Annotated in this window: 19 protein-coding genes; 15 read left to right on the top strand and 4 right to left on the bottom strand. The window is 36.4% G+C overall.

What is annotated here, in order from left to right:
* The first annotated feature begins 9 nt into the window (after positions 1–9).
* The 11 genes from ACDD58_RS01630 (at position 10) to ACDD58_RS01580 (ending at position 14,767) form a co-directional block, all read left to right on the top strand.
* Positions 10–189, top strand: a complete 180-nt coding sequence (locus ACDD58_RS01630; protein WP_014080715.1) for a transposase — start codon at positions 10–12, stop codon at positions 187–189.
* A gap of 67 nt (positions 190–256) precedes the next feature.
* Positions 257–3,145 (top strand): ATP-dependent helicase, encoded by a 2,889-nt coding sequence (locus tag ACDD58_RS01625; protein WP_370775329.1) that lies wholly within the window; start codon positions 257–259, stop codon positions 3,143–3,145.
* Positions 3,145–4,842: a DNA methyltransferase gene (locus ACDD58_RS01620; protein WP_370775327.1), complete on the top strand. Its 1,698-nt coding sequence runs from the start codon at positions 3,145–3,147 to the stop codon at positions 4,840–4,842. The genes ACDD58_RS01625 and ACDD58_RS01620 overlap by 1 nt, the downstream gene beginning before the upstream one ends.
* Positions 4,843–4,844: 2 nt before the next feature.
* Positions 4,845–7,442: a TnsA endonuclease N-terminal domain-containing protein gene (locus ACDD58_RS01615; RefSeq protein WP_370775325.1), complete on the top strand. Its 2,598-nt coding sequence runs from the start codon at positions 4,845–4,847 to the stop codon at positions 7,440–7,442.
* 56 nt (positions 7,443–7,498) lie between these two features.
* Positions 7,499–7,744 carry a hypothetical protein gene (locus ACDD58_RS01610; RefSeq protein ID WP_370775323.1) on the top strand — a complete coding sequence of 82 codons (246 nt, stop codon included), beginning with the start codon at positions 7,499–7,501 and terminating at the stop codon, positions 7,742–7,744.
* Between the two features lie 23 nt (positions 7,745–7,767).
* Positions 7,768–8,628: an FRG domain-containing protein gene (locus ACDD58_RS01605; RefSeq protein WP_370775320.1), complete on the top strand. Its 861-nt coding sequence runs from the start codon at positions 7,768–7,770 to the stop codon at positions 8,626–8,628.
* Positions 8,629–8,670: 42 nt separating this feature from the next.
* Positions 8,671–9,105 carry a helix-turn-helix domain-containing protein gene (locus ACDD58_RS01600; RefSeq protein ID WP_370775318.1) on the top strand — a complete coding sequence of 145 codons (435 nt, stop codon included), beginning with the start codon at positions 8,671–8,673 and terminating at the stop codon, positions 9,103–9,105.
* Between the two features lie 23 nt (positions 9,106–9,128).
* Positions 9,129–10,121 carry an ATP-binding protein gene (locus tag ACDD58_RS01595; RefSeq protein ID WP_370775316.1) on the top strand — a complete coding sequence of 331 codons (993 nt, stop codon included), beginning with the start codon at positions 9,129–9,131 and terminating at the stop codon, positions 10,119–10,121.
* A 229-nt stretch (positions 10,122–10,350) separates the two neighbouring features.
* Positions 10,351–10,674, top strand: a complete 324-nt coding sequence (locus tag ACDD58_RS01590) for a hypothetical protein (RefSeq protein ID WP_370775313.1) — start codon at positions 10,351–10,353, stop codon at positions 10,672–10,674.
* Positions 10,675–10,697: 23 nt separating this feature from the next.
* Positions 10,698–13,667, top strand: a complete 2,970-nt coding sequence (locus ACDD58_RS01585; RefSeq protein ID WP_370775311.1) for a DEAD/DEAH box helicase family protein — start codon at positions 10,698–10,700, stop codon at positions 13,665–13,667.
* 77 nt (positions 13,668–13,744) lie between these two features.
* Complete coding sequence (locus ACDD58_RS01580; RefSeq protein WP_370775309.1) at positions 13,745–14,767, top strand: virulence RhuM family protein; 1,023 nt, start codon at positions 13,745–13,747, stop codon at positions 14,765–14,767.
* A gap of 247 nt (positions 14,768–15,014) precedes the next feature.
* Here ACDD58_RS01580 and ACDD58_RS01575 read toward each other — a convergent pair whose 3' ends face one another.
* From ACDD58_RS01575 to ACDD58_RS01565, 3 genes are all read right to left on the bottom strand, one after another.
* A complete protein-coding gene (locus tag ACDD58_RS01575; protein WP_370775307.1) occupies positions 15,015–16,661 on the bottom strand; it encodes an IS66 family transposase in 1,647 nt (548 codons plus the stop codon).
* A 146-nt stretch (positions 16,662–16,807) separates the two neighbouring features.
* On the bottom strand, positions 16,808–17,161 hold the full coding sequence (gene tnpB / locus ACDD58_RS01570) for an IS66 family insertion sequence element accessory protein TnpB (protein ID WP_006855325.1): 354 nt from the start codon (positions 17,159–17,161) through the stop codon (positions 16,808–16,810).
* Positions 17,154–17,381, bottom strand: a complete 228-nt coding sequence (locus tag ACDD58_RS01565) for a hypothetical protein (RefSeq protein WP_370775304.1) — start codon at positions 17,379–17,381, stop codon at positions 17,154–17,156. Before ACDD58_RS01565 ends, tnpB begins: the two co-directional genes overlap by 8 nt.
* A 406-nt stretch (positions 17,382–17,787) precedes the next feature.
* Here ACDD58_RS01565 and istA point away from each other — a divergent pair, with 406 nt between their 5' ends.
* The 4 genes from istA to ACDD58_RS01545 all read left to right on the top strand — a co-directional run bounded on the left by istA (position 17,788) and on the right by ACDD58_RS01545 (position 23,721).
* On the top strand, positions 17,788–19,323 hold the full coding sequence (istA, locus tag ACDD58_RS01560; RefSeq protein ID WP_370775302.1) for an IS21 family transposase: 1,536 nt from the start codon (positions 17,788–17,790) through the stop codon (positions 19,321–19,323).
* 6 nt (positions 19,324–19,329) lie between these two features.
* Complete coding sequence (gene istB, locus ACDD58_RS01555; protein WP_370775301.1) at positions 19,330–20,106, top strand: IS21-like element helper ATPase IstB; 777 nt, start codon at positions 19,330–19,332, stop codon at positions 20,104–20,106.
* 260 nt (positions 20,107–20,366) lie between these two features.
* The gene (locus tag ACDD58_RS01550) at positions 20,367–21,692 is read left to right on the top strand and encodes an IS1380 family transposase (protein ID WP_241070783.1); all 1,326 of its coding nucleotides are present in this window, start codon (positions 20,367–20,369) and stop codon (positions 21,690–21,692) included.
* A gap of 925 nt (positions 21,693–22,617) precedes the next feature.
* The gene (locus ACDD58_RS01545; RefSeq protein ID WP_370775756.1) at positions 22,618–23,721 is read left to right on the top strand and encodes a transposase; all 1,104 of its coding nucleotides are present in this window, start codon (positions 22,618–22,620) and stop codon (positions 23,719–23,721) included.
* Here the strand turns inward: ACDD58_RS01545 and ACDD58_RS01540 are convergent.
* Entirely contained in the window at positions 23,712–24,947 is a 1,236-nt protein-coding gene (locus tag ACDD58_RS01540; RefSeq protein ID WP_370775299.1) for a hypothetical protein, read from the bottom strand. The two genes, ACDD58_RS01545 and ACDD58_RS01540, sit on opposite strands and share 10 nt — an antisense overlap.
* Positions 24,948–24,984: the final 37 nt, after the last annotated feature.

Below are 24,984 nucleotides of genomic sequence, written 5' to 3'. Positions count from 1 at the left end.
GGTAAGATTATGGAGTATTTAACGACTGTGGAATTATCAGAAAGATGGAATATCACTTCACGTCGAATAGGTGTTTTATGTGCAGAAGGAAGAATTGAAGGTGCAATAAAAAAAGGAAAAACATGGTTAATTCCTTCAGATGCAATAAAGCCTGCGGATGGACGATACAAGAAGAAGTCAGAAAAGTAAGATGTAATACGAAATAGAATTTATAAATATATGAGAATATATAATTAAATGCAGAGGGGGTACTTATATGGCATTTGATTTTGGAAACGCAAATGAAGCACAGAGAAGTGCTATTTCAACAACAGATGGTCCGTTGTTGATTATTGCAGGCCCTGGTACAGGGAAAACATATACATTAGTAAAGAGAATTGTTTATCTTATAACTGAAAAAGATGTGCTTCCTGAGGAAATAATGATTGCTACATTTACAGAAAAGGCTGCGAAAGAACTGATTACACGTATCACAAATGAATTGTATGCAATAGGAGTATCCGTAAATCTGAATGAAATGTATATTGGTACTTTTCATTCAATTTGTCTGAGAATTCTTAAAGATCATCTTGAATATACAAGGATTAAGAAAAATTATAGGATGCTGGATAATTTTGATCAGCAGTATATGGTGTTTCAAAAGATTAATAGATTTAGGAACTTGCCTTATTTTGATGTTATATTTGATAAAAAGCAAGGAGCTTGGAGACAAGCTGGAGAAATAGTTAAGTATGTTAATAATCTTGCTGAAGAATTGGTTGATATTGATGAAATGCAGGAAGACTCGGATAAACATATTGTGGCTGTTGCAAATATTATGAAACAGTACAATATCTTGATGGAAGATGAGAATTTAATTGATTTTTCAAGTATTCAAACAGAAGCATATAAATTATTGATCGAGGAACCAAGCATATTGGAAGAAATACAGCAGAAAATTAAATATGTGATGGTGGATGAATATCAGGATACAAATTACATACAGGAATTACTTGTGTTTTTGATTGCCGGAAAAAATAAAAATATATGTGTTGTGGGAGACGATGACCAAGGTTTGTATCGTTTTAGAGGAGCAACAATAAGAAATATATTGGAATTTCCAGGCCATTTTGCAGAAGGAGAATGTAAGCAGGTTAAACTTGTTACAAATTATCGTTCAGAGAGACAAATTATTGATTTTTACAATAAGTGGATGAGCACAACAGATGGTAGAGCATATGATTTTATGTGGAAGAATTTTAGGTTTGAGAAGAAGATTGTTCCACCGGAAGGGAAAAAGGCTGCTAAAGTAGGCGTTATTAAATGTTCGGGAAAAGATTTGTTAGATGATTGGTATGAACAAGTGTATTCATTTATTACACAATTAAAAAGTAGTGGCGTACTAACTGATTATAATCAGATTGCAGTTCTTTGTAAGTCTGTTAAAGGAGATAAAATCATAGGTATGGTTGAATATCTTGAGGAACATGGTATTAAAGTTTATTCACCTCGTTCGGAAATGTTCTTTGAAAGAAAAGAGATAAAGCAGGTAATAGGGTGTATGATCTTATGTTTTCCAGAGTATGTTCGTAAGTTACAACAAAGAGAGTTTTCATATGATTTTGAAAATCTCTATAAATATTACGATACTCAATGTATAGCTGCAGCAAGAGAGCTTATTTTACAGTATAGAGATACATTGGGTAAATGGATTGCAGAGAAGATGCAGAAACACGCTAATCTAAGAAAGGACAATGCAGATTACGCATTTACAGGATTACTGTATCAGTTATTACAGTTTGAACCATTTAGTACATACTTAGGGATAGATATGAAATCAGGGGTGATAGATGAAAGACCTGCAAGAAACTTATCAATTTTATCTTCAATTTTGGGAAAGTACGAATATCTACATAGGATAGATGTCTTCACGGAAAACAATATTGTAGAGTCAGTAGAACGTTTTTTTAATATGTATTTTCGCTTCTTATTTGATGGAGGAATTACAGAGTATGAAGATGATTCGGAGTATGCTCCGAGTGGGTGCGTTTCATTTATGACTATACATCAGTCAAAAGGAATGGAGTTTCCGATAGTGATTGTTGATTCATTAAATGGAACACCGAGAAGTAGTGGAAATCATTTGCTAGAAGAAATAGAAAATAAATATTTTCATAGAAAAGTTTTTGAGACAAGGGAAGATATAAAATTCTTTGATTTTTGGCGATTATATTATACGGCATTTTCAAGAGCACAAAATTTATTGGTACTCTCTTGTTGTGAAAAGAAAAGTCATGGAGCCACACCAAGCAAATATTTTGAAGAGTGCTATGAGAAGCTACCTGCTTATGAAGATGTAAATCTTTCAGAAATAAAGTTAGAAAAGGTAAAGCCTGTAAATATAAAGGATACATATTCTTTTACTTCGCACATTGCTCTGTATGAGAATTGTGCACTACAGTATAAATTTTTCAAAGAACTTGGATTTACGCAGGTAAGAGTAGGTGCAACACTCTTTGGAACATTAGTGCATGAGACAATAGAAGATATTCATCGTGCAGCTATGCGTCATGAAGAACAGACAATAGTGCCGGAAACAATACGAGAGTGGTTTGATACAAATTATATGACATTATCGAAGTGTGAGCATTCTTATTTAGGACAACCGCAGATAGAAGCTGCGTATAAACAGGTTTTGAGGTATGTTGAGAGAAATCAGAGTGACTGGAGTCGAATTCAAGATGCAGAGGTGGAAGTAAGTTTAGTAAAGCCTGATTATATATTGCTTGGAAAGGTTGACCTTATCAAGGGCGAAGGTGATACAGTAGAGATTGTTGACTTTAAATCCGAGAAGAAACCAGATGTTTTAATTGAAACAGCGGAGATGAATCGTTATAGGAGACAGCTTGAAGTGTATGCTCATCTTATTGAGGAAAAGACAGGTAAAAAGGTAAGTAAAATGCATTTGTATTATACAGGTGAGGATAATGGTGTACCAACAATAACATTTAATAAGTCAACGGAAATGATTGATAAAACAATAAAAGAATTTGATGCAGTGGTTGAAAAAATACAACATAAAGATTTTAGTGGCAGAGCTAAAGATAAAAATCTTTGTGCCAACTGTGATATGAGACATTACTGTAGAAGAAAAGGAGATTGCTAATGGATGGACAGATTTCATTTACATTTGAAAAAAAACAACCAATAAAAGGATATCCGGAGTTACACTGGACAGGGAAAAGAGCCTATGAAACGGAACAATTCTATCCTGCTCAGTTGAAAGAAGTATATGGTAATACAAAAGATGGTTGGATGAACAAAATATTTTGGGGTGATAATTTACAGGTTATGGGGCATTTACTTCAGAATTTTATGGGAAAAATAAATTTGGTTTATATTGATCCACCATTTGCTAGTAGTGCAGATTATGTGAAGAAAATTAAGTTAAAAAAGAAAGCTGTAACAGGTGATGCTTCGATGTTTGAAGAAAAGCAGTACACAGATATTTGGAACAATGATGAATATTTACAATTTATTTTTGAACGTTTGACAATTATTAGAGAACTGCTTAGCGAGCAAGGAACGATTTTTATGCATTGTGACTGGAGAGTAAGTGGGTATGTCAGATTAATAATGGATGAAGTGTTTGGAAAGGAAAATTTTTTGAATGAAATTATTTGGAATTATTCAGGGGGGAGAATAGGGCATAATTTTTTTGGTAGGAAGCACGATACAATTTTCTGGTATGCTAAACAATATGGACAACAAACATTTAACTATAATGATGTACGACAGGAATATGCAGAATCCACACTGAAAAGAAATCAATATAAGAATAACGGCAGTGATGATAGAGTATTGGATTATAAACCAAATGAAGATGGAAAATTTCCTGAAGATGTATGGAATATTTCAATAATTAATCCATTTGCGAAAGAACGACTAGATTATCCTACACAAAAGCCAGAAAAGTTATTAGAACAAGTGATAAAAGCAGCTTCAAATCCTGGAGATATTGTTTTTGATTGTTTTATGGGATCTGGAACCACACAAGCTGTTGCTATGAAATTAGGAAGACGATTTATTGGTGCAGATATTAATCTTGGGGCAATACAAACTACAACAAAGAGATTGATAACTGCATCTAACGATTTGGATAATACTAAATATACTGGGTTTGAAGTTTATAATGTAAATAATTATGACTTTTTTAGAAATCCAGTTGAAGCAAAATCTTTATTAATTGACGCTCTTGGAATTCAAAAATTTGGTTCATCTACAGTATATGATGGAGAATTAGATGGCTGGATGGTTAAAATCATGCCTACAAATCGTATTGCAACAAAGGCTGATTTAGAAGAACTCAAGGCTAATTTACCATACCATACATTTGAAAAGCGCAAGGAAGAAAATCCGAATGGGGTGGTGGAAAAAATTAAGATTATTTGCATGGGACATGAAGCTGATTTGAAAGCATCGTTGGAACAGGAACTTTCTTCGTATAATTTGGAAATAGAGATAGTTGATATCCTTAGGGATAAGAAAGATTTACAATTTAAGAGAGAAGCAGATGCCAATGTTGTTAAAGAAAACCATCAGATTATAATAAAAGAATTTTATCCGATGAATCTTTTACAGAAATTAAGCATGCAGAAAGAATCAGTTGAAGATTGGAGGCAGTTGGTAGAATCTATCTATATTGACTGGGATTATGATGGTCAGACAATGAGGCCGACAATTTGTGATATTCCAGCAAAAGATGAGTTGGTATCTGGTATATATAAAATTCCAGATTCTGCAGGTAAAATTAAAATAAAGATAACAGACTTGTTATCTGAGTCACTTGAACTGGAGGTATAGATATGGCAAAAGAAGTTGGAATGGAATTTGCCTTTTTTGAGTTTCTTCGTTCATTTTATGTAGATAATAAAGGAATTATAAGAAATAGGTATCGTGAAATAACTAAGAAATATCTGGATTACAATGACAAAGAAAAGAACCCAGACGCATTTTTACGAACCCCACAGTTTGAAGCCTTAGAAATGTATGTATTTGTAAAAGAATTTATGAATAATCAACAGATGTATCAGATGTTTGATGACTGGTCAAAGAGAAATGGTGTTTTTTCAGACAGGCGATTCTATGATGAAACTGGACAGATGACATTATATGATGTTTATTCACCAAAACAGTATCATGATTACTTTTTACAAATAAAGAAATATGCAGAAGATTACCCAAACTATATTTTTGCATTAACTATGGGACTAGGTAAGACAATTCTCATGGCTACCTGTATTTTTTATGAGTTTCTTCTTGCTTCAAAATGGCCTCGAGATGATAAGTATTGTCATAATGCATTGGTTTTTGCTCCGGACAAAACAGTATTACAATCGTTAAAAGAAATAGTAACTTTTGATAAGAGTAAGGTTGTACCTCCGGAATATATTGGGGTATTAGATGCGAATATTAAGGTATATTTTCTTGAAGATAGTGGAACCACATTAAATACATTAGATGGTTCCAAGTATAATATAATTATTTCTAATACACAGAAAATTATATTAAAGGCTCAGCATAAAGAAAAAAGTTATGTAGACAAGTTGTTTAGTGATCAGATACCGGGACAATCCGTATTGGATGATGTTCTTGGAATATTACAGGAAATCAGTAACAACGACGATTTGATGACAAATCAACGTTTTGAGAAACTTATCAGGCTTTCACAAATGGGTATTTATGTAGATGAAGCACATCATATGTTTGGAGCAGACTTGGAGAAGGCTTTGCACGAAAATGGTAAGGGTACTAGCCTGCGTAATACTATAAATAAATTGTCTAAGGAATTATCTAAGCATGGAAGTAAAGTGGTTGCTTGTTATAATTTTACAGGAACACCATACGTCAATAATAAGATTCTTCCAGAGGTTATATATGCTTATGGATTGCAAGCGGCAATTAGAAATAATTTCTTAAAAGATACTAGCGTTATTGGTTATAGTAACGTAAAAAGCAAAGAATTCCTAAAAGCTGTTATTGCCGATTTCTGGGCAAAGTATGGTGGAAAAGAATATGAGGGATTAGCACCTAAAATGGCTATTTTTGGCGCAGAGATAGCAGAAGTTCGTGATGAAATCAGGCCAGTTGTTGAAGAAGTACTATCTGAATTGGGAATACCTCTTGATAAAATTTTAGTTAATGTTGGAGACGAAAAGATTACTAAATCTGAAGACATAAGAGATTTTAACAATCTTGATATAGCTGGAACAGCAGGCAGTAAGAAGCAGTTTATATTGCTTGTTAATAAAGGTAGAGAGGGGTGGAACTGTAGATCATTATTTAGCGTGGCTCTTTTTAGAAGTCCAAAGTCAAAAGTTTTTGTGCTTCAAGCAACAATGAGATGCTTGAGAAAAATTACAGATGAACAACTAACGGCCACAGTGTACTTGTCAAAAGAGAATATGGATATATTGGATGATGAGCTTAAAAAGAATTTTAGAACTAGCATAGAGGAACTTGTAGTTAAGAAGGATAAAAAACGTAAGAAAGTTCCTGTACGTGTGAAAGAACCTCCTAGAACATTGCGCATGAACAGATTGCATTATAAATATTCTTTGGAAACTAAGAATTATGATAGTAGATTATCGTTTGGTTTGAAAGAAATAGAAACAGAAAATTATGATGCGACAATGTATGTTAAAGAAGGACTTACAACTTCGTCGGTTGTGCGTGAAAGCAATGTTAACTATATGGTTAGTAAAACAGCGTATACTGAGATAACGTTGGTGGCAGAAGTAGCAAAATATTTTCCTGATATTAGATGCACAGAAGTTGCTAGGATACTGAGGGAATCAGAAGAAGGTATTGATAAGATATTAGTAGCAGTTAATGAACATAATGATATTATTTATGATAAAATTGTGCCAACCATATTTGAGGCATTATACCGAGTTGACAAAGAGATTGTAAAAGAAAATGTTGATGTTAAATTACTTAAGAAGCCTAAAGAAGGTGGATATTATGAGTTTAGTGGAAATGAGGATTTGATTATAATGCAGAATTCAGAGGATTCTGTTGTTATGAAAAATAAAGGCAAGAGTTTTCACGCTGATACCTACGTTTTTGATTCGAAGCCTGAGTTACAATTATTTTTACAGTTGCTTGCAAATGAGCACGTAAAAAAAGCTTATTTCACTGGAATGTTTACTGCTGACCAGACAGATTTTTATGTTCCATATATTGATCCGGAATCTAATAGATTAAGGAAGTATTATCCAGATTTCTTAGTAAAAATGGACGATGGAAGTTATTTGATTTTGGAAGTAAAAGGTGACAATATGATAGATGATCCAGTAGTAAAGGCGAAAGGAGCAGCGGCAGAGGAGGTTGCAGTAGAGAGTTCTATGAAATACGAAATGCTTAAAGGAACAGACATTATGGAAGGAAAAGCAAAGTTTTAGCTTAAACGGGTCTCATTCAACCTGAATGGCGGATAGTAATTAAAGATGATATTAATATGGGAAAATCAGGGATAATAAAAGATTTTGTTTTGCCACAAGAAATATATATTGGATGTAGACAGCAGGAAACAGTCGCTGAGAATAACAATAATCGTATGTTACATAATAAAAAAGAGAATGAGATGTATGCTGATCTAGATGAGATACTTCAATGGGCGGAGAATAACTATATTGATGTATATATGCCAATAATAAGTAGAAAAGAATATAAAATGATTGATAGAGCGTTACGATTGATTTAGCAAGTTTTAGCAGAGGTGGCTATATGTCAGATTTTGAAGAAAAATATGATTATCAGGAAATTATGGTAGAAGATATTTCGCAGATATATCAAATTGCAAATGATTATAATTCGTTCTATGATTTACCAAGATCAGGTAGAGGTGACCCAGGTGATGAACGAACTTACTTACAGGCATTTTATAGAGGACAAAGTGATTCTTCTTGGAAAATCACTCCAAGTATATGCAGAGATACATCTGTGGATGAGAGTATATCGGAATATGGAGATTTACTATTTGAAGTAATGGCATATAATCAGCATTATATACATGCTACAAGATTAATTGACTTTACAATGGATATAAATGTAGCATTGTTTTTTGCTTGTTGTGAAAATATTGAAAAAGATGCGGCTATATTTATATGGTCATATTCGCCATATGATCCTAAATGGACAAGAATAAAGATACAGTGTGAACTTGTTAATGTTAAAAAGCAACGTATAAGTGTAAGTGAATATGCAGAAATACTTTTGCAGAAATATCCGGAATTGAAAGACAATTATACTTATAAAAAGGATTTCTATACTGATTTAGTTTCTTATTTGGACCACGGCTTTATGATTATGCAACCACGTAATCCGTATTTAAAAAATATGAGAATACAAAGACAAAAAGGGTGTTTATATGTTTGTGGTGTGAAATTTGAAACTCCGATTGATAAAATGAGAACAAGTGTTAATGCGGGGAATAATATATTGTGCCCGCATGAGCCGGAAGCTCCTAAAGAATTGGACGGAGGTAATTTTTTGGTAAAGGTGGTCATTCCTGCAAGATTAAAAAATGTGATAATGAAACAATTGGAAGAAAAGGGAATTACAAAAGAAGCTTTGTTACCCATGTGATGTAAATAGGCACTTGTTTAATGTAGAAGGATGGTGAGAACTATGGATATAAAGCAGCTAATCGGCGAAACCACAGATTACGATAAAAAGGTTGCACTTGAGACAAAGAAACCCAAAAGCTGGTGCAAGAGTATAAGTGCATTTGCAAATTGCTATGGTGGTAAGCTGGTATTTGGTGTGGCAAATGATGATGCGTTGGTTGGTCTTTCGGATGCTGAAGGAGATGCAGAAAAAATTAGTGAGATAATTAAAACACACCTTAATCCGATACCAGAGTTTAAGCTTTCATTTGAAAAATATAATGACAAGACATTCGTTATTGTAGAAGTTATGAAAGGGCAGCAGACTCCATACTATTATGAGGGTGATGGGCAACTTATTGCATTTATGCGTATAGGAAATGAAAGTGTTCCGGCGACACCTTCGCAGTTAAGAGAGTGGTACTTCGCGGAAGTGGTGAAAGTTATGATAGTCTGAAGTCAAGATATGATTTTAACAATATGTCATTTACAAAATTAAAATCAGTATATAAACAGAGAACAGGAAATACCTTTGAAGATACAGATTATGAATCTTTTGGTTTGGTTGATGAAAAATGTAATCTGACGAATGCCGGAGCACTTCTGGCAGATGAATCACCTGTGCGTCAGTCCAGATTGTTTTGCACTAGATGGAATGGACTTACTAAGGCATCTGGAATTGTAGATGCACTTGATGATAAGGAATATACTGGCAGTCTTGTCACATTATTACAAGATGGAACAGATTTTGTAAGAAATAACTCTAAGAAGGCATGGCGTAAGGTTGGGGACGGCAGAATTGAAATGCCGGATTATCCGGATCGGGCAGTGCTTGAAGGTGTAGTAAATGCATTAATTCATAGAAACTATATGGAGATAGGCAGTGAAGTCCATATAGATATGTTCGATGATAGAATCGAAATATATTCACCGGGTGGAATGGTAAGCGGAATATCTTTAGCAGGAAAAGATTTATTGAAAATCCCATCAAAGCGAAGAAATCCGATATTAGCTGATATATTCAGCCGCTTGAAATACATGGAGCGTAGAGGTAGTGGATTTAAGAAAATATTGGCAGACTATGAGGGACAGGTTGAATTTGATGAGACTAAGATGCCGGTTTTTGATGCAGATAATGATGATTTTACATTGACTTTATATAATTTGAATTATGGAACTAATTATGCAACACAGGTGAATGAAAATGTCATAGAAAATGTCATAGAAAATGTCATAGAAATTTCGGAAGAAAAAATTAAGAAGTTAATGCCAGAGTATTCTAAGAAGAAGCTTGCTAAGGCATGTGAGATCCTAAAAATGATCTCGGAAAACCCGAATATTTCTATTGACGAATTAAGAATAGCCTTAGACGTCACAGATAGAACAATTGCTAGATATATATCAGAATTAAAGGATAAAGGTATCATAGAACGAAAAGGGCCAGATAATGGTGGAGAATGGAAAATTAAGTAAACGACAGTAAATATGGCACTCAATGTGTCAACTAAACGTTCGCTCAAGGATATTCCAGAGTTAGTCTCAACGAAGTCTCACTAGATTCGAGACTAAGTGAGACTTTATGGTATAGCAAAATGCGATAACCTCTGGTTTTGTAGGTGAATTATAAAGTTGTAGTCTCAAGTCAGTCTCATTTTTGAAATTGTTTTTTGAGACTAACGTGAGACTGAGGAGGTTCAAAATCATGGATATAAACAAAAAGGATTGGAAACTATTTCGAGAAAAATTATCAGGCTGGCAGGAAAATTATATGGAAGGTCTTGTTAAAGAGTACGTAAATTTTCTAAATGATGATAAAAAGCCTGCATCAGAGAAATTCTGGGAACTGGAAAAGCGGATAAAGGAAGATAAGCGTCATCCGGGAGTTATCATGGAGATGAGTAAATCAGAGGCAATATGGGATATCATTCGTCTTATAAGATTGAATGTAATTACATATGATGATTTATCAGAATTCAGTGGAGAATTGAGGCAGGAAGTGAAAAGAATACTTGAGATGAATAGATAATGACGGAAAGGAAGGTATGACAAATGCGTGATCCAATAGAGAATGTGACGAGATTGCAGAAGCAGTTAAATAACCTGCAATTGGAAAATCAGGTATTAAAGAATATATTGGATAAAGCGGGACTGTCATATCAAAATGAACTGGCAAGTATAAGGAAAACGGAAAAGAAAGAGGATTTTGATCCAGAACAGGGGAAAAGGATTGTGCACCCCAAAGAAATTACAGATAGGATGGCAAAGCTCTTTTTCTCATTCTTTTGGGGAAGAACAGATGTATATGCGAAAAGAAATGTAAATAAAAACGGAGAGGCAGCATATTATCCGCAGTGTGATAATTTTTGGTCAGATAATTGCCATAGGAAATTAAATACACATATAGACTGTAAGGATTGCAAATATTGTTCGTATACAAGATTAGATTTATCAACTATATTGATGCATTTGAGAGGAAACTTTTATGCTGCGAAAGATGTAATAGGTGTGTATCCATTGTTGGATGATGGAACATGCAGATTTCTAGTATTTGATTTTGATAATCATGAGAAGAATGCAGAAAAAAAAGATTTTGCAAATACAGATGATACATGGATTGAAGAAGTCGAAGCTATGAGAGATATCTGCACATTAAATGGGATAGAACCTTTGGTAGAGCGTTCTCGTTCAGGAAAAGGTGCACATATATGGATATTCTTTGACAAGCCAATATCGGCGGCATTGGTTCGTAAATTTGGCTTTGCACTTTTAGATAAAGGTGCAGAACAGGTGAATTTAAAGTCATTCAATTATTATGACAGAATGCTGCCAGCACAGGATTCCTTAGAAAATGTGGCAATAGGAAACCTGATTGCATTGCCATTACAGGGAAGGGCGTTAAAAGATGGCAATAGTGCATTTGTGGATAGTAACTGGAATGCTTATCCTGACCAATGGAATGCTTTATTAAGTAAACCTAAGTTTTCAGAAGAATTTCTGGAGAATAAGATAAGGGAATGGGCATTTACAGCAGATGACCTTGAAGCATCCAGTGATGAAGAAAATAGGGAAAAGCCATGGGATAGAATGAAGAATTTTGCAAAATCAGATGTTGATGGGAAAATGGATATCACATTATCAAATGGTATATATGTCGACAGCACGAATCTTAAGCCTGCGATGCAGAATAAGATTCGCAGAATGGCAGCCTTTAGTAACCCAGTATTTTATAAAAATCGTGCGATTGGAACATCTAATTATGATACTTCGAGGTGGATTTATCTTGGAAAAGACCATCTTGGTGGATACATACAGATTCCAAGAGGATTACAGGATGAATTAATAGCAAACATTGATAAGGCAGGAATTGAATATACTATTGATGACGAGAGGCAGCAGGGAAGAAATATTAATGTAGAATTCAATGGAGAACTACGACCTGAACAGAACAAGGCGTTAAAGGAACTGACTAAGCATGATAATGGAATACTTCATGCTGCAACAGCGTTTGGAAAAACAGTTGTATGCAGTGCAGTAATTGCAGAAAAGAAAGTGAATACTCTGATTCTGCTTGAATCATCTGCACTTATAGAACAATGGAAAGATGCTCTAAACAAATTTTTAATTATAGATGAAGAACTACCCCAGTACAAAACGAAAACTGGAAGATTAAGAACTAGAAAAAGTCTGATTGGAACATTACAGGGAGCACATGATTCAATGACTGGAATCATAGATATTGCAATGGCAGGCTCATTGTGCAAAAAGGGTGAGTACCATAAGTTGTTGAACCATTATGGACTTGTACTAATTGATGAGTGTCATCATTGTGCTTCTGAAACAATAGCAAATGTGCTAAAAGAAGTAAAAGCAAGGTATGTATATGGTGTGACAGCAACTCCGAAAAGAGGAGATGGACTGGAAAAAATCAATTATATGCTTATCGGACCTATAAGATACAGTTATACAGCAAAGGAAAAGGCTAAGGAGCAGGGAATACAGCATCTTGTATATCCGCGTTTTACCAGAACTGTTTCACCAAGAGGTGTGCTTACCAGCAAGATGCATCCAAATGAAGCTTATGAGATTATTCATAATAATGATCTTAGGGATGAACAGATTGTTGAGGATGTGAAGAATTGCGTGTTGGCAGGACGTACTCCGGTTGTTTTATCCCGATACAAGGATCATTCAGAAAAATTGTATGAGCGTTTGAAAGCTTATGCAGACCATGTATTCTTGATGACAGGTAATAACTCTAAGAAAGAACACAAGAAAATTCTTGAACAGATGCATCAGGTTGATAAAGCTGAGACTCTGATATTAATAGCCACAGGTTCTCTGGTGGGAGAAGGTTTTGATTTTCCAAGACTGGATACACTTTTTATGGCAACACCTGTATCATTCCGTGGAGTTGTTGAACAGTATGCTGGTAGGTTGAATCGAGATTATGAGGATAAAGAAAATGTAATAATATATGATTATGTGGACAACCATATCCCAATGTTTAATAACATGTATATGAAGAGACTTAAAGCATATAAACAGATAGGATATGAGATTGCAGGTGGTTTGCAAATTAACAAACAGACAGTTAATGCAATATATGACGGCGATAATTATACTGAAAATTATCATAAAGATTTACTGGATGCAAATAAAAATATAATTATTTCAAGCCCTGCAATTAGTGGTCAAAAAGTCTATGAACTGATTAATATGCTAAAAGAAAAACAGGCATCGGGAGTTCAGATTACAATAGTAACATGGACACCGGATTCCTATGGATTTGGAGATGCAGCATACTGGATGCAGTTACATGAAGATATGCGCAAAGCTGGATTTTATATTAAAACAGTAGAGGAATCATGTGAGCGGTTTGCAGTGATTGACCAGGAAGTAGTCTGGTATGGTAATATTAATCTTCTGGCGAAGGATAGGGTTGATGACAGTATTATGAGAGTTTTGAGCAATGAGATCGCAGGTGAATTGATGGAAATTACATTTGGAAATAACAGTTGAGGCGAATATGACTAAAACATATGGAGTCCATAAGATGTAAGGAAGACGTTCATGATAATAGAGAAAGGAACACTTTTATGAGCAAAGAATTACAGATAAGAAATAGTACTGTGGATTTTCTGGTTTTCACACGAGATGCAGGAGAAGACGGAATAGAAGTCAGGGTTCAGAATGGCGATGTATGGCTTACTCAGAAGGCAATTTCACAGCTTTTTGATGTAGATAGAAGTGTGGTTACAAAACATCTGAGCAACATTTTTAAAGAGGGCGAATTAGATGAAAACTCAGTTTGTGCAAAATTTGCACAAACTGCGGATGATGGAAAAACATACAATTATAAGTTCTATTCATTAGCAGCTATTATTGCTGTGGGGTATCGCATTAATTCAGAACGGGCAACGCAGTTCAGGACATGGGCAACCAAAGTGTTGGATACATTTACAAAGCAGGGTTATGTTCTTGATAAAAGTAGATTGATTAATGGACAGATTTTCGACGAAGATTATTTTGAGCATCTTATTGCCGAGATTCAGGAAATCAGAGCAAGTGAGAGAAGATTTTACCAGAAAATCACAGATATATATGCAACAGCAGTTGATTATGATAAGAATTCACAGGTGACAAGAGAGTTTTATGCAACAGTACAGAATAAGATGCATTATGCAGTTCATGGTAATACAGCGACAGAAGTGATTGTGGCAAGAGCTGATCATAATAAGGAACATATGGGACTTAAATCATGGAAAAATGCACCGGATGGTAAAATTGTAAAAACAGATGTATCGATTGCAAAGAATTATTTAGAAAAAGACGAACTTGCTGAATTAAATGAAATTGTGACAATGTATCTTGATTATGCAACAAGACAGGCGCGAAGACATATTCCTATGACTATGGAAGATTGGAAAACAAAGCTTGACGCATTTCTTAGATTCAATGATGCGGACGTACTTCAGGATAAAGGGAAAGTAACAGCAGCTATTGCAAAGGAATTTGCAGAAAGTGAGTTTGAAAAATATAGGGTTATACAGGATTCAATATATGAAAGTGACTTTGATAAATTGATGAATGATATGGAAAATAATGGTACTGCCCATTAGTACCACAAAACTTTTAGTTGCAGAAACATCATCCGAAGATTATAATTTTCATAGGTGGACTTGCAAACCATCAGAAGATTATTTCTTGAATAGTAAACAAACCTGCAAGCCACCGTAACTACACACAACAATAATGACAATATAGCAGTGGTACTGGATTGGTACTAGAAATGTGTGAAACGAAAGTAAGTACGTAATCATCTGTACCTTGACTTTTTAAAAATGCCGCCCATCAGGGCGTCACATTTTATTTCTTCTTTTTGGTTCGAAATCCTTCCGGTAATTCATTTGACCATGGCAAAAGCCGATTTAGATCATCCGGCTTTGGAAAAGGTCCCATTTTACGAAGTTCGTCTAATACATAGGAAAGATATACATACGGCTTCAGACCATTCAGCAGGGCTGTTTCTGCGATACTATAAACAACAGCACTGGCATCTGCACCACGGATACTCTTGGCAAACAGCCAATTCCGGCGGCCTACTGCAAAATTTTTGATTGCACGCTCCGCACTATTATTATCAATGCTCAGATGCCCATCATCCAAGTACCTGCGAAGATAGGTTTCCTGATTCAGCGTATATAAAATGGCATCACCAATAAGGGAAGATCTGTCTACAGAATCTTCCATCGAATGCAGCCATTCAAACAGGGCTTCCACTACTGGACGCGACTGCTTCTGGCGTTCCTGATACCGTTCTTCCGGTGTCTTATCTTTGATCAGTTTCTCTACTTTATACAGGATTCCGATCCTCGTCATTGCCTGATATGCAACTGTTTCTTTCAGCTGCTCCTTTGTGAAATCCTTTTTTAATGCCGTGAGTGCAGCATCAAAACGGCGTCTCGCATGGGTAAAGCATCCGGTTACGGTAATGGAATCGTTCAGTCCATGATACGCCTGGTATCCATCACACGTCAGATATCCATGAAATGTATCTCCAAGGAAGTTTACCGGGTGATATCCGGCACGCGTTCTCTCATAATCAAAGAGAACCATCTGTGGGGCTTCACTGTAATGATCTGTCAGATATACCCACATCCAGTTTTGAGATGATCCTTTCTGATCTGGTTCATCAATCACCTGGATCCTGGTTTCATCGCAATGGATGTATCTGCTCTTTAGGAATTCTTCCTTCATCTGCCCATAAAGCAGTCCCAGATACCGGTCTGCACAGCTGATGATCCAGTTTGCCATTGTTTTTGTTGAAAGATTTAAGTCATACCTTGCGAATTCCCGTTCCTGTCTTGCCAGCGGCATGCCATTGACATACTTTGCATTCATGATTCCGGCAACCAGCGAAGGTGTAGCAATGCTTCCCTTGATCAGCGGAAACTCTTTTTCCGGCCGGATCATAGCACCACATTTTGGACAACTGTATACATAGGTTACTTCTTCCACCACTTCAAAGGTGGAGGGGATGAATTTCAGTCGTTTTACGACTTCTTTTGTGACGACTTTATACTTTGTTCCACAGTCCGGACAATAGCGGTCTTCGCCGGTCAGTTTATATTCGATTGTTTCTGTTACTTCGAAATTAGAGAGATCTTCTTCTTTTTTGCCGGTGCGTTTTTTCCGTTTGTGCGATGGAATCACGATTTCCTCTTCAATCTCAGCAGTATCCATATCTGCATTGACTTCAGCCTCATTAAACAGATCCATCTGTTCATATCCATCTGCGTATTTTTCACTGGAAGAACCGAAACGTCTTCTTTGTGCAAGCGCAAGACGGTCTGAAAGCATTGCGTTCATAAATTCCAGTTCTTTCTGCTTGTCTTTCAGAAGCTGTACCTCGGTCTCTTTTTTTTGAACCTGATTCTGCATGATTCTCATAACTTCCATCATGTTTTCACGGCTCATGTTATTCAGCTGTTCCTCTGTAAAAAACGGATCCATCCGGCAATCTCCAAACTCTTATATGATAATTCCAGTATAGCATAGAAAGTCCAGCTGTTCGAGAAAAATCAACGTTTTACTGTGTAGGAATATATACCGATATCCACGAGTATTTCGTGCTTTTTGCGAATTGACAAATCCGTTCTTTATACAACAATCTTTGGATGTCTTTCTTCAAAAGCTCCCTTCGGAGTAAGTGAAAGACCATCACACAGCCAATGCATCTCTTTCAGGGTCACTTTCTGTAATTCATCCGGAGTATCCGGCCAGTGAAAGGAATCTTTGTCAAGCCTCTTCATCAGAATCCAGAAACCGGATCCGTCCCATTGCAGAATCTTAATAGAAGTCCGCCTGCGGTTGCAGAACGCAAACATGCAGCGCGAATAGGGATCGAGTTTGAATTTCAGCTTGATAATTGCAGCCAGTCCGTGATAGCTTTTTCTTAAATCCGTAGCTCCACAGGCAAGGTAAACGGTTGTGCCACCTGCCAGATCAAGCATGATCTTTCAGCCCCTGGATCAGAACACGAAAAAATTCCGGCGGGCATTCAGGCATCACTTCAATCCGAATAGCGTTTGTGATAAAAATGCGGACTGGAGACGGGCTGATATTCAAAGTCTCATTCTTTGAAATCTCTTTTTCCGTTGGCATTTTTGCAAAAATCATATCTGTATCTGATTGTTCGTCCAATTTTTTCAGCTTGCGCATCCAGTAATTCATTGTAGAGACTGGAACGTGATGTTCCTGACACCATGTTTTGCAAGTCTGCCCACTGAATTGAAATTCATGGATTCTTTCAGATCACAGCGTGATTTTTTCATCTGTTTTCATAATGATACAGTTTCCTTTCTTTGTTATGAAAAGAGTGTATCAGAAAAATATAGTTGCTGACAGATACGGATGATTACGTACTTACAAACGAAAAATAATGAGTGGGAAAGATACACACTATCAATACAATAATGTATAGTGAATAATCTTGGGGTGATTGAGCCACCTGTCCGGTGCGATTGAGCCACGCTTCCGTTTTATAGTGAGCCATCATTCCGGTACGGTTGAGCCACACTGTCTTATAATAGATTCATACACAAACATTGTGTAAATCTATTATAAGGAGGTCGCTACAATGACCAAATACCGTGAAATCCTAAGATTAGCTGGCTTGGGATTTAGTAACCGGAACATTGCATTAAGTGTTCCTTGTTCAAGAAATACTGTCGCTAAAGTCTTGAAGCGAGCACAGGAGTTGAATCTGTGCTGGCCTTTACAAGACAATCAAACAGACAAAGTACTTGAAAAATTATTTTATCCCCAATTAAACAATCATCCTCAGAAACGGATGCCTGACTATGATTACATCCGCAAGGAGCTGCTTCGCAACGGTGTAAGCAAAAAACTTCTATGGACGGAATACATGGAGGATTGCCGTGCCAACGGTGAAGAACCACTCATGTATTCACAGTTCTGCTATCACATCCAACAGGATGAGCAGAAGCATCGTGCTACCATGCATATCAACCGTAAACCCGGTGAACAGGTTGAAGTTGACTGGGCAGGTGATCCTGCAACAGTCATTGATCCTGATACCGGCGAAATCATCAAAGCATACATATTTGTCGGTGTAATGACTTACAGCCAGTATGCATACGTGGAAGCATTTCTGGACATGAAACAGAAATCATGGATCAATGCACATGTCCATATGTACGAATATTTTGGTGGTGTCGCCAGAATCCTCGTACCGGATAACTGCAAAACTGCAGTTGTTCACAATGGCGGATGGAAAGACCAGCAGATCAATGAAACTTATCAGGAACTGGCTGAACACTATGGTACCGCGATTATTCCGGCACGTGTCAGGACTCCCAAGGATAAGCCGAATGCTGAGGGAACGGTAGGAAATATCTCTACCTGGATAACAGCAGCACTTCGGGATGAACAGTTCTTCTCCCTTGCCGAATTAAATCGTGCAATCAGAGACAAACTCGAACTGTTCAACCAAAGGCTCTTTCAAAAGAAAGAGGGTAGTCGGCGAAGCTTATTTCTTGAGGAAGAAAAACCATTGCTGGCATCATTACCTTCTACCCGTTTTGAACTGAGTGACTGGAAGACAGCCACCGTCCAGTTCAATTATCACATATCTGTGGATGGAATGCTATACTCAGTTCCCTATGAATACATCAAAAAGAAAGTTGATGTAAAGGTAACAGATACCACTATTGAAATTTTCTACAACCATAACCGCATTGCTTCCCACCGTCGTCTGAAAGGACGCCCTGGGCAGTACAGCACGGTCACGGAACATATGCCGGAAGACCATCAGAAATATCTGGAATGGAACGGTGACCGGTTCCGCAAATGGGCTGAGCGGATTGGCATAAATACGTACACTGTGATCAATGCAGTACTGACCTCCAAACGTGTGGAACAACAGACCTACCGAAGCTGTATGGGACTTCTGAAGCTTGCTGAGAAATACTCAGATGCATTGCTTGAAGCAGCCTGTAAAAAAGCATTATCCTATACATCTTCGCCCAGTTACAAGAGCATTAAAAACATCCTCGTAACTGGTTCTGTAAAGCAGGAATCAGAAATGACTGAATCCAAGATCACACATAAAGCACACGGCATCACGAGAGGTGCCGATTACTATCGGAGGTAAACACATATGACAAATCAGAGTACAATAGATAAACTTATTGAAATGCGCCTTACTGCTATGGCAGATGCATTTCGCAACCAGCTGGATGATTCTAAATTTAAAGAAGTACCCTTTGAGGATCGCTTCGGTATGCTGGTAGACATTGAATACAGTAATCGTAAAAATAATCGTCAGAAACGACTGATTCGTAACGCTGGATTCGACCAGCCGGAAGCAAGTATCATGGATATCAACTACACTTCCGGGCGCAAGCTTAACAAGAGCCTTATTAACCGGCTTGCAACTTGCGAATACATATCTGAACACCGGAATCTTTTTATCACCGGTGCTACAGGCTGTGGTAAAACTTACATGGCCTGTGCCTTTGGCATGGAGGCTTGTAAGCAGTATTTCAATACAAAGTATGTCCGTCTTCCTGATCTGCTTATTGATCTGGAGATGGCACGGACAGATGGCAGCTACAAAAAAGTCATGGCTAAGTATGCCAATCCCGTTGTCCTGATTCTGGATGAATGGCTTCTATTGAAACCAACGGATTCAGAACAGAGGGATATCTTCGAACTGCTTCATCGGAGACGCAAGAAATCTTCAACGATTTTCTGCTCCCAGTATGAATTCGAGGAATGGTATGACCAACTCGGTGGTGATGATAGTCCTCTGGCAGATGCAATCATTGACCGCATTGCTCATGATAGTTATCGCATCAACATCACAAGTATTGATGCTGAGCATGACAAATCCATGAGAGAAGTATACGGTTTGGCTAAAAATCTACGAGAATAATTTATAACCTATGTGGCTCAGTCCGTCTGGACAGGTGGCTCACGCCACACTGGACTGGCGGCTCCGCCGCACAGGAATATTCATATAGATAACTATACCTATATTATTCACGGCACAGCCGTGAAAGTGGCTGAAAACCACATAGTTTCTATATTTTAACTGAATATTGCTTTTCACCTATCAGATGAATGAAAAAAGAGCATCCATTTGTGGTAAAATTAAGGTGTCGAATCTTAAAAAATAACCCAAAGGAGCCCTTTATGAGTATTGTAAACACCTTAGCCTTAGAAAGCAATAGACAGATAAAAATAAATTTTGATGGAGGAGATCTCTCCTCCGATGCAGGTCTGCTTCTTATCAAAGAATTCATAAGCAAGCTTGGTATTGATAAGCTTTTAGACAAAACTTTCAAGACCAATGATCCTGCATTATTCAGATATCACACGGATCAGAAAAATCTGCTCCAGATGATATATATGATCATTGCCGGTTATTTCGAAGATGATGCTTCCGATGAACTGACCAATGATCCGGTATTCAAGTCTGTACTTGAAAAAGATGCGCTTGCATCACAGCCTACGGTATCGAGATTCTTTAACCGTATGGATGAAGATACCTTAAACCAGTTCCTTGCGATTGCCAGAGTGCTTCGGAAGAAAATTTACAGTATTCAGATGCCATCGGCTGTTATTCTGGATCTGGATTCCACCCTTCTTGATGCATACGGCAGACAGGAAGGCAGAGCCTTTAACTTTCATTATCAAAGCAATGGTTATCATCCGCTTGTCTGTTATGACGGAATGACTGGAGATCTGATAAAAGTACAGCTTCGTGATGGAACACAGTATTCCTGTACAGGAGTGGTTGACTTCCTGCAGCCGATACTGGATGAATACCAGAATGATTATCCTGCAATCCGTATTCTGCTTCGTGGTGATAGTGGTTTTGCGACTCCTGATCTTTATAAGCAGTGCGAAGAAAACGGCACAAGCTATGTGATCCGGCTGAAGGAGAATGGTCTTCTCCGTGAAAAAGCATCCTATTTTGTGGATGAACTTAATGAAATCACCAGAAATAACAAAGTGGATTATGCGGTAGTTTATGGTGAATTCATGTACAAAGCAAAGTCATGGCCTTATGAAAGGCGTGTGGTATGCAAGGTTGAAAAGCCGGAAAACCAGATGGTTTACATGTACACATTTGTTGTCACAAACATGGATTCCGCACCAGAGTATCTTATCAAATTTTACTGCAAGCGAGGTCTGATGGAAAACTTTATCAAAGAAAGCAAATCCGGTTTTGATTTTGCTTCCGTAAGCAGTCATACCAGAATCGTAAATGCAAACAGACTTCAGGTACACGCTCTTGCGTATAACATATTTAATTGGTTTAGACGATTGGCGTTATCAGCAAACATGCGAAAACAACGCATAGATACCGTCCGTTTAAAACTGCTGAAGATTGCTGCAAAAGTAATTCGTTCAGCAAGATATATCACATTCAAGCTGTGTAGCAGCTGCCCTTATAAGAATGAATTCTATGAGACACTTTCAAATATCGGTAAGCTGAATGTACAGCTGGAATAGCAACTATTAACGAACCTTGACAGCTTAATAACCGCTCAGAACTCTGCTACAGGGATTTTATACCCTTTTTGGAGATTGGTTGAGCGATGTTTAGGCTACATGGGTCAATTTGGGGATTCATGGTACAGTTATCAGTTCAGATACTGTTCCGTGAATAATTCAGGCTATATTATAACAATCAGAATTAAACCAAACTTTGCGAGTTTGAATAAATAGGTAAATCCCTACAAAGCCTGTATTTATGGGCTTTGTAGGGATTTTTTAGATGGCGTTGGGTACGATTTGGGTACAAAATTGTTTCTTGCCATATATTTATTGTTATCTTATTGTAAAGAAATTTAGTCATATAGTATATTAAGATGCATTTAAGTGTGTATAAAGGTATATTTATGAAGATAGCAGAAATTAAGAAATAAGTCTGCTTAACCAATTAAAGATTTCTTCATCTCTTCTCAAAACATTACACATATACTTATAATTATCATCGGTGGGGTAAGATTTTTCATATTTGATAAGTCTTTTACATCGTTCAATTAAATCATTTATTTCTTCACTATAGTTGTTAATATAATTTTCTTTTACACCACTTTACAACTTTTTCATAAAAAAATATCGCACAGGGCTTTCTGATGTATAATGAATTTGCTGAAAACATTACAAAGGAAAGTGACCCTGTACGACAAAAGCATTATACAACGAAAAAACACTGATTGGTAGACTTCATCAATATTTTTTGATTTATTTTGAAACTTTTTCTGTTCCGACAGCAGATACCTTATTTCTGCTGATATTATCCATATTGACCTTAGAATCCGCACATTCTATCCGGTTTCTGTATCAGCATTTTTTATCCGGAATAACGGAGAAATCACTGAATGTATTTTATTATGCATGTTCCTATGCAAAGGTTGATTATTCCAGATTTATGAATACTACTGTCAGGATTGCTTTGAAGCTGGTACCAGATTCACTGCAGACGCAGCCTGTGTTTCTGTGTGGGGATGATACGATGGTATCTAAATTTGGCACAAAATTTGAAAATGTTTCAAAACTGTTTGACCATGCCGCACACAACGGTTCCAACTATCTGAATGGACACTGCTTTGTGAGTGTCATGCTCTGCATACCTGTCTGGAATAGGGATAAAGTTTCTTATCTTTCCGTTCCTCTTGGTTATCGTATGTGGCAGAAAAAAGAGTCTAAACTGGAACTGGCAACCTCCATGATCCGGCAGGTTATGCCTGAATTTCACAGCAAAGATCATGTCGTCATCCTTTGTGACAGTTGGTATACAAAACAGAACCTGGTATCCATCATTGATGAATATCCGAATCTGGATCTGATTGGCAATGCAAGGATTGATTCTGTCATGTATGATCTTGCACCTGCACAGACCGGTCATCGGGGACGTCCTGCCAAACATGGAAAACGTCTTTCTGTTGAAACAGATTTTACGTTTTCCAATGAAAAGATCGGTGATTATTATACCGGTGTCCGCCGGGTTCTCGCTAAGATCTGCGGCAACAGGGAAATCCTTGCCTATGTCACTGCCACAGAAAAAGAACATGGTACAAAACGACTGTTTTTTAGTACCATTTTCCCGGAAGATCTGCAGATTTTCTGTGCATGGCAGGAAAAAGCACCATTGAACCAGACCGGAAGTGACTGTATGAAATACATTCCACTGTTGCTATATTCGTTTCGCTGGAATATTGAAACAAGCTATTATGAACAGAAAACGTTCTGGTCTTTTTGCAACTATATGGTGCGAAGCTGCAAAGGGATTGAAATGCTGGTTAATCTGATCAACATCAGTTACTGTGCCATGAAGATTCTGCCCTATCAGAACGAACATTTTTCTGAGTACCGTACAAAAAGCGTACAGGAGTTTCGTTTTGAATTAAGTCAGGGCATTCGCAGTCAGATATTTTTTGCCACTTTCGTGAAAAATATCGAAACACATATAAAATCAAATGCTATGACAAAGACCTTAAAACAGCTGATTCATCAACAAGTCTATCATTTATAAAGTTGTAAACTGGTGTTTTCTTTTAATAAGTATAAAATTAATAACACTTTTTTTGATATTTTATCTCTGCTGAAATTTAAATAATCAAATGTATCTGTTGTACAAATATTTCCATAATAGTTTTTGTAGCTATATAACTTAGCTATTTCTTTTAATAAAATAGATATGTTTTCTTTGCAAATAATTGCGGACTTTATTTCTGGATATTGTAAGTACAAATTCCAGTCATCCGATGATAAAAGCATATTATTCCAAAAATTATAATGATTTTCGTAGTTGTAGATTTCAATTAATAATTTCTTCTTGAGTAAGTTGTTGTGACCAAGATTAAAAATCTTAGTCATTGAATATGATGGAAAGCTGCTCCATTCAGAATCTTCTTTTTCTAACGCCTTATAAAAATGAACTTTATCTATCGTACTATCATAATTTTCAACATTGATTTTTATAAACAATTCCAATGGGGGATTTTCTGGTATCCAATTGTATTCTTCGACTGATTTTTTTTCGAAAATAAGCTCAAATAAATATATCCAAAAAGATGTTGATTCACATGGATAGTAGAGATTAACCAATTTGCATATGTTATCAAACAATTGCTTTTTTTCATTTCCATAGCAGGATTCATAGAATGAATATATTTCCTTTGCTTTTTCCTTGTACTCAGATTTATTACATAAATTCAAAATATCTTTCATTTTTGATATGATATATTCGGATGTACCATTTATTACAGATAAAGGTTTTATGTAAACAATAAAATCCCACAAATCTTCAACAGTTGCATTGGTAATATTTCTATCCTTATTATGAGCACATACGTTTCTAAGATCTTTTTTTACTGTAAATTCATTTCTGATTTTAGTGTCAAAGCAAAAAATATTATAAGCCTCTTGATTTATAATATTTTTAAGTGAGCCATCCCAGCTATCTTCATCTTGTAATTCAGAAATTATACCATGCCATTTTTTGGTAATTAGTTGATTTTTTTCGCAATCAGTTTTATTGTCCTTACTAAGTTTCTCATTCCATTGTTTCTCGAACTGTAATGGAATGCCTTCATAATCTATTATAAGGTAGCGCATATAATTGGTAAATGCAAGATATGAAAACATATATGCCGCCTTGTAAGCTCTATTATTATAACAAATCAACGCTTCTTGAAATAAATCATTTTCTTCAAAATGGTTTTCTATTATCCACTTTTTAAATTCTCTTATGTCCATAAATAATTTTCCCCCAATAAATGTGGTAATTTACATT

It is taken from the genome of Roseburia sp., from assembly GCF_041325975.1.
Taxonomy (GTDB): Bacteria; Bacillota; Clostridia; order Lachnospirales; family Lachnospiraceae; genus Roseburia; species Roseburia rectibacter.
Note: the sequence above shows the minus strand (reverse complement) of the source record. Positions and strands in the feature narration are given on the sequence as shown.

Excerpts from the sequence above, each read along its gene's own strand:
- ACDD58_RS01630 (WP_014080715.1), top strand. The coding sequence starts at position 10 with ATGGAGTATTTAACGACTGTGGAATTATCAGAAAGATGGAATATCACT.
- ACDD58_RS01625 (WP_370775329.1), top strand. The coding sequence starts at position 257 with ATGGCATTTGATTTTGGAAACGCAAATGAAGCACAGAGAAGTGCTATT.
- ACDD58_RS01620 (WP_370775327.1), top strand. The coding sequence starts at position 3,145 with ATGGATGGACAGATTTCATTTACATTTGAAAAAAAACAACCAATAAAA.
- ACDD58_RS01615 (WP_370775325.1), top strand. The coding sequence starts at position 4,845 with ATGGCAAAAGAAGTTGGAATGGAATTTGCCTTTTTTGAGTTTCTTCGT.
- ACDD58_RS01610 (WP_370775323.1), top strand. The coding sequence starts at position 7,499 with ATGGGAAAATCAGGGATAATAAAAGATTTTGTTTTGCCACAAGAAATA.
- ACDD58_RS01605 (WP_370775320.1), top strand. The coding sequence starts at position 7,768 with ATGTCAGATTTTGAAGAAAAATATGATTATCAGGAAATTATGGTAGAA.
- ACDD58_RS01600 (WP_370775318.1), top strand. The coding sequence starts at position 8,671 with ATGGATATAAAGCAGCTAATCGGCGAAACCACAGATTACGATAAAAAG.
- ACDD58_RS01595 (WP_370775316.1), top strand. The coding sequence starts at position 9,129 with ATGTCATTTACAAAATTAAAATCAGTATATAAACAGAGAACAGGAAAT.
- ACDD58_RS01590 (WP_370775313.1), top strand. The coding sequence starts at position 10,351 with ATGGATATAAACAAAAAGGATTGGAAACTATTTCGAGAAAAATTATCA.
- ACDD58_RS01585 (WP_370775311.1), top strand. The coding sequence starts at position 10,698 with ATGCGTGATCCAATAGAGAATGTGACGAGATTGCAGAAGCAGTTAAAT.
- ACDD58_RS01580 (WP_370775309.1), top strand. The coding sequence starts at position 13,745 with ATGAGCAAAGAATTACAGATAAGAAATAGTACTGTGGATTTTCTGGTT.
- ACDD58_RS01575 (WP_370775307.1), bottom strand. The coding sequence starts at position 16,661 with ATGGATCCGTTTTTTACAGAGGAACAGCTGAATAACATGAGCCGTGAA.
- tnpB (WP_006855325.1), bottom strand. The coding sequence starts at position 17,161 with ATGCTTGATCTGGCAGGTGGCACAACCGTTTACCTTGCCTGTGGAGCT.
- ACDD58_RS01565 (WP_370775304.1), bottom strand. The coding sequence starts at position 17,381 with ATGAATTACTGGATGCGCAAGCTGAAAAAATTGGACGAACAATCAGAT.
- istA (WP_370775302.1), top strand. The coding sequence starts at position 17,788 with ATGACCAAATACCGTGAAATCCTAAGATTAGCTGGCTTGGGATTTAGT.
- istB (WP_370775301.1), top strand. The coding sequence starts at position 19,330 with ATGACAAATCAGAGTACAATAGATAAACTTATTGAAATGCGCCTTACT.
- ACDD58_RS01550 (WP_241070783.1), top strand. The coding sequence starts at position 20,367 with ATGAGTATTGTAAACACCTTAGCCTTAGAAAGCAATAGACAGATAAAA.
- ACDD58_RS01545 (WP_370775756.1), top strand. The coding sequence starts at position 22,618 with ATGAATACTACTGTCAGGATTGCTTTGAAGCTGGTACCAGATTCACTG.
- ACDD58_RS01540 (WP_370775299.1), bottom strand. The coding sequence starts at position 24,947 with ATGGACATAAGAGAATTTAAAAAGTGGATAATAGAAAACCATTTTGAA.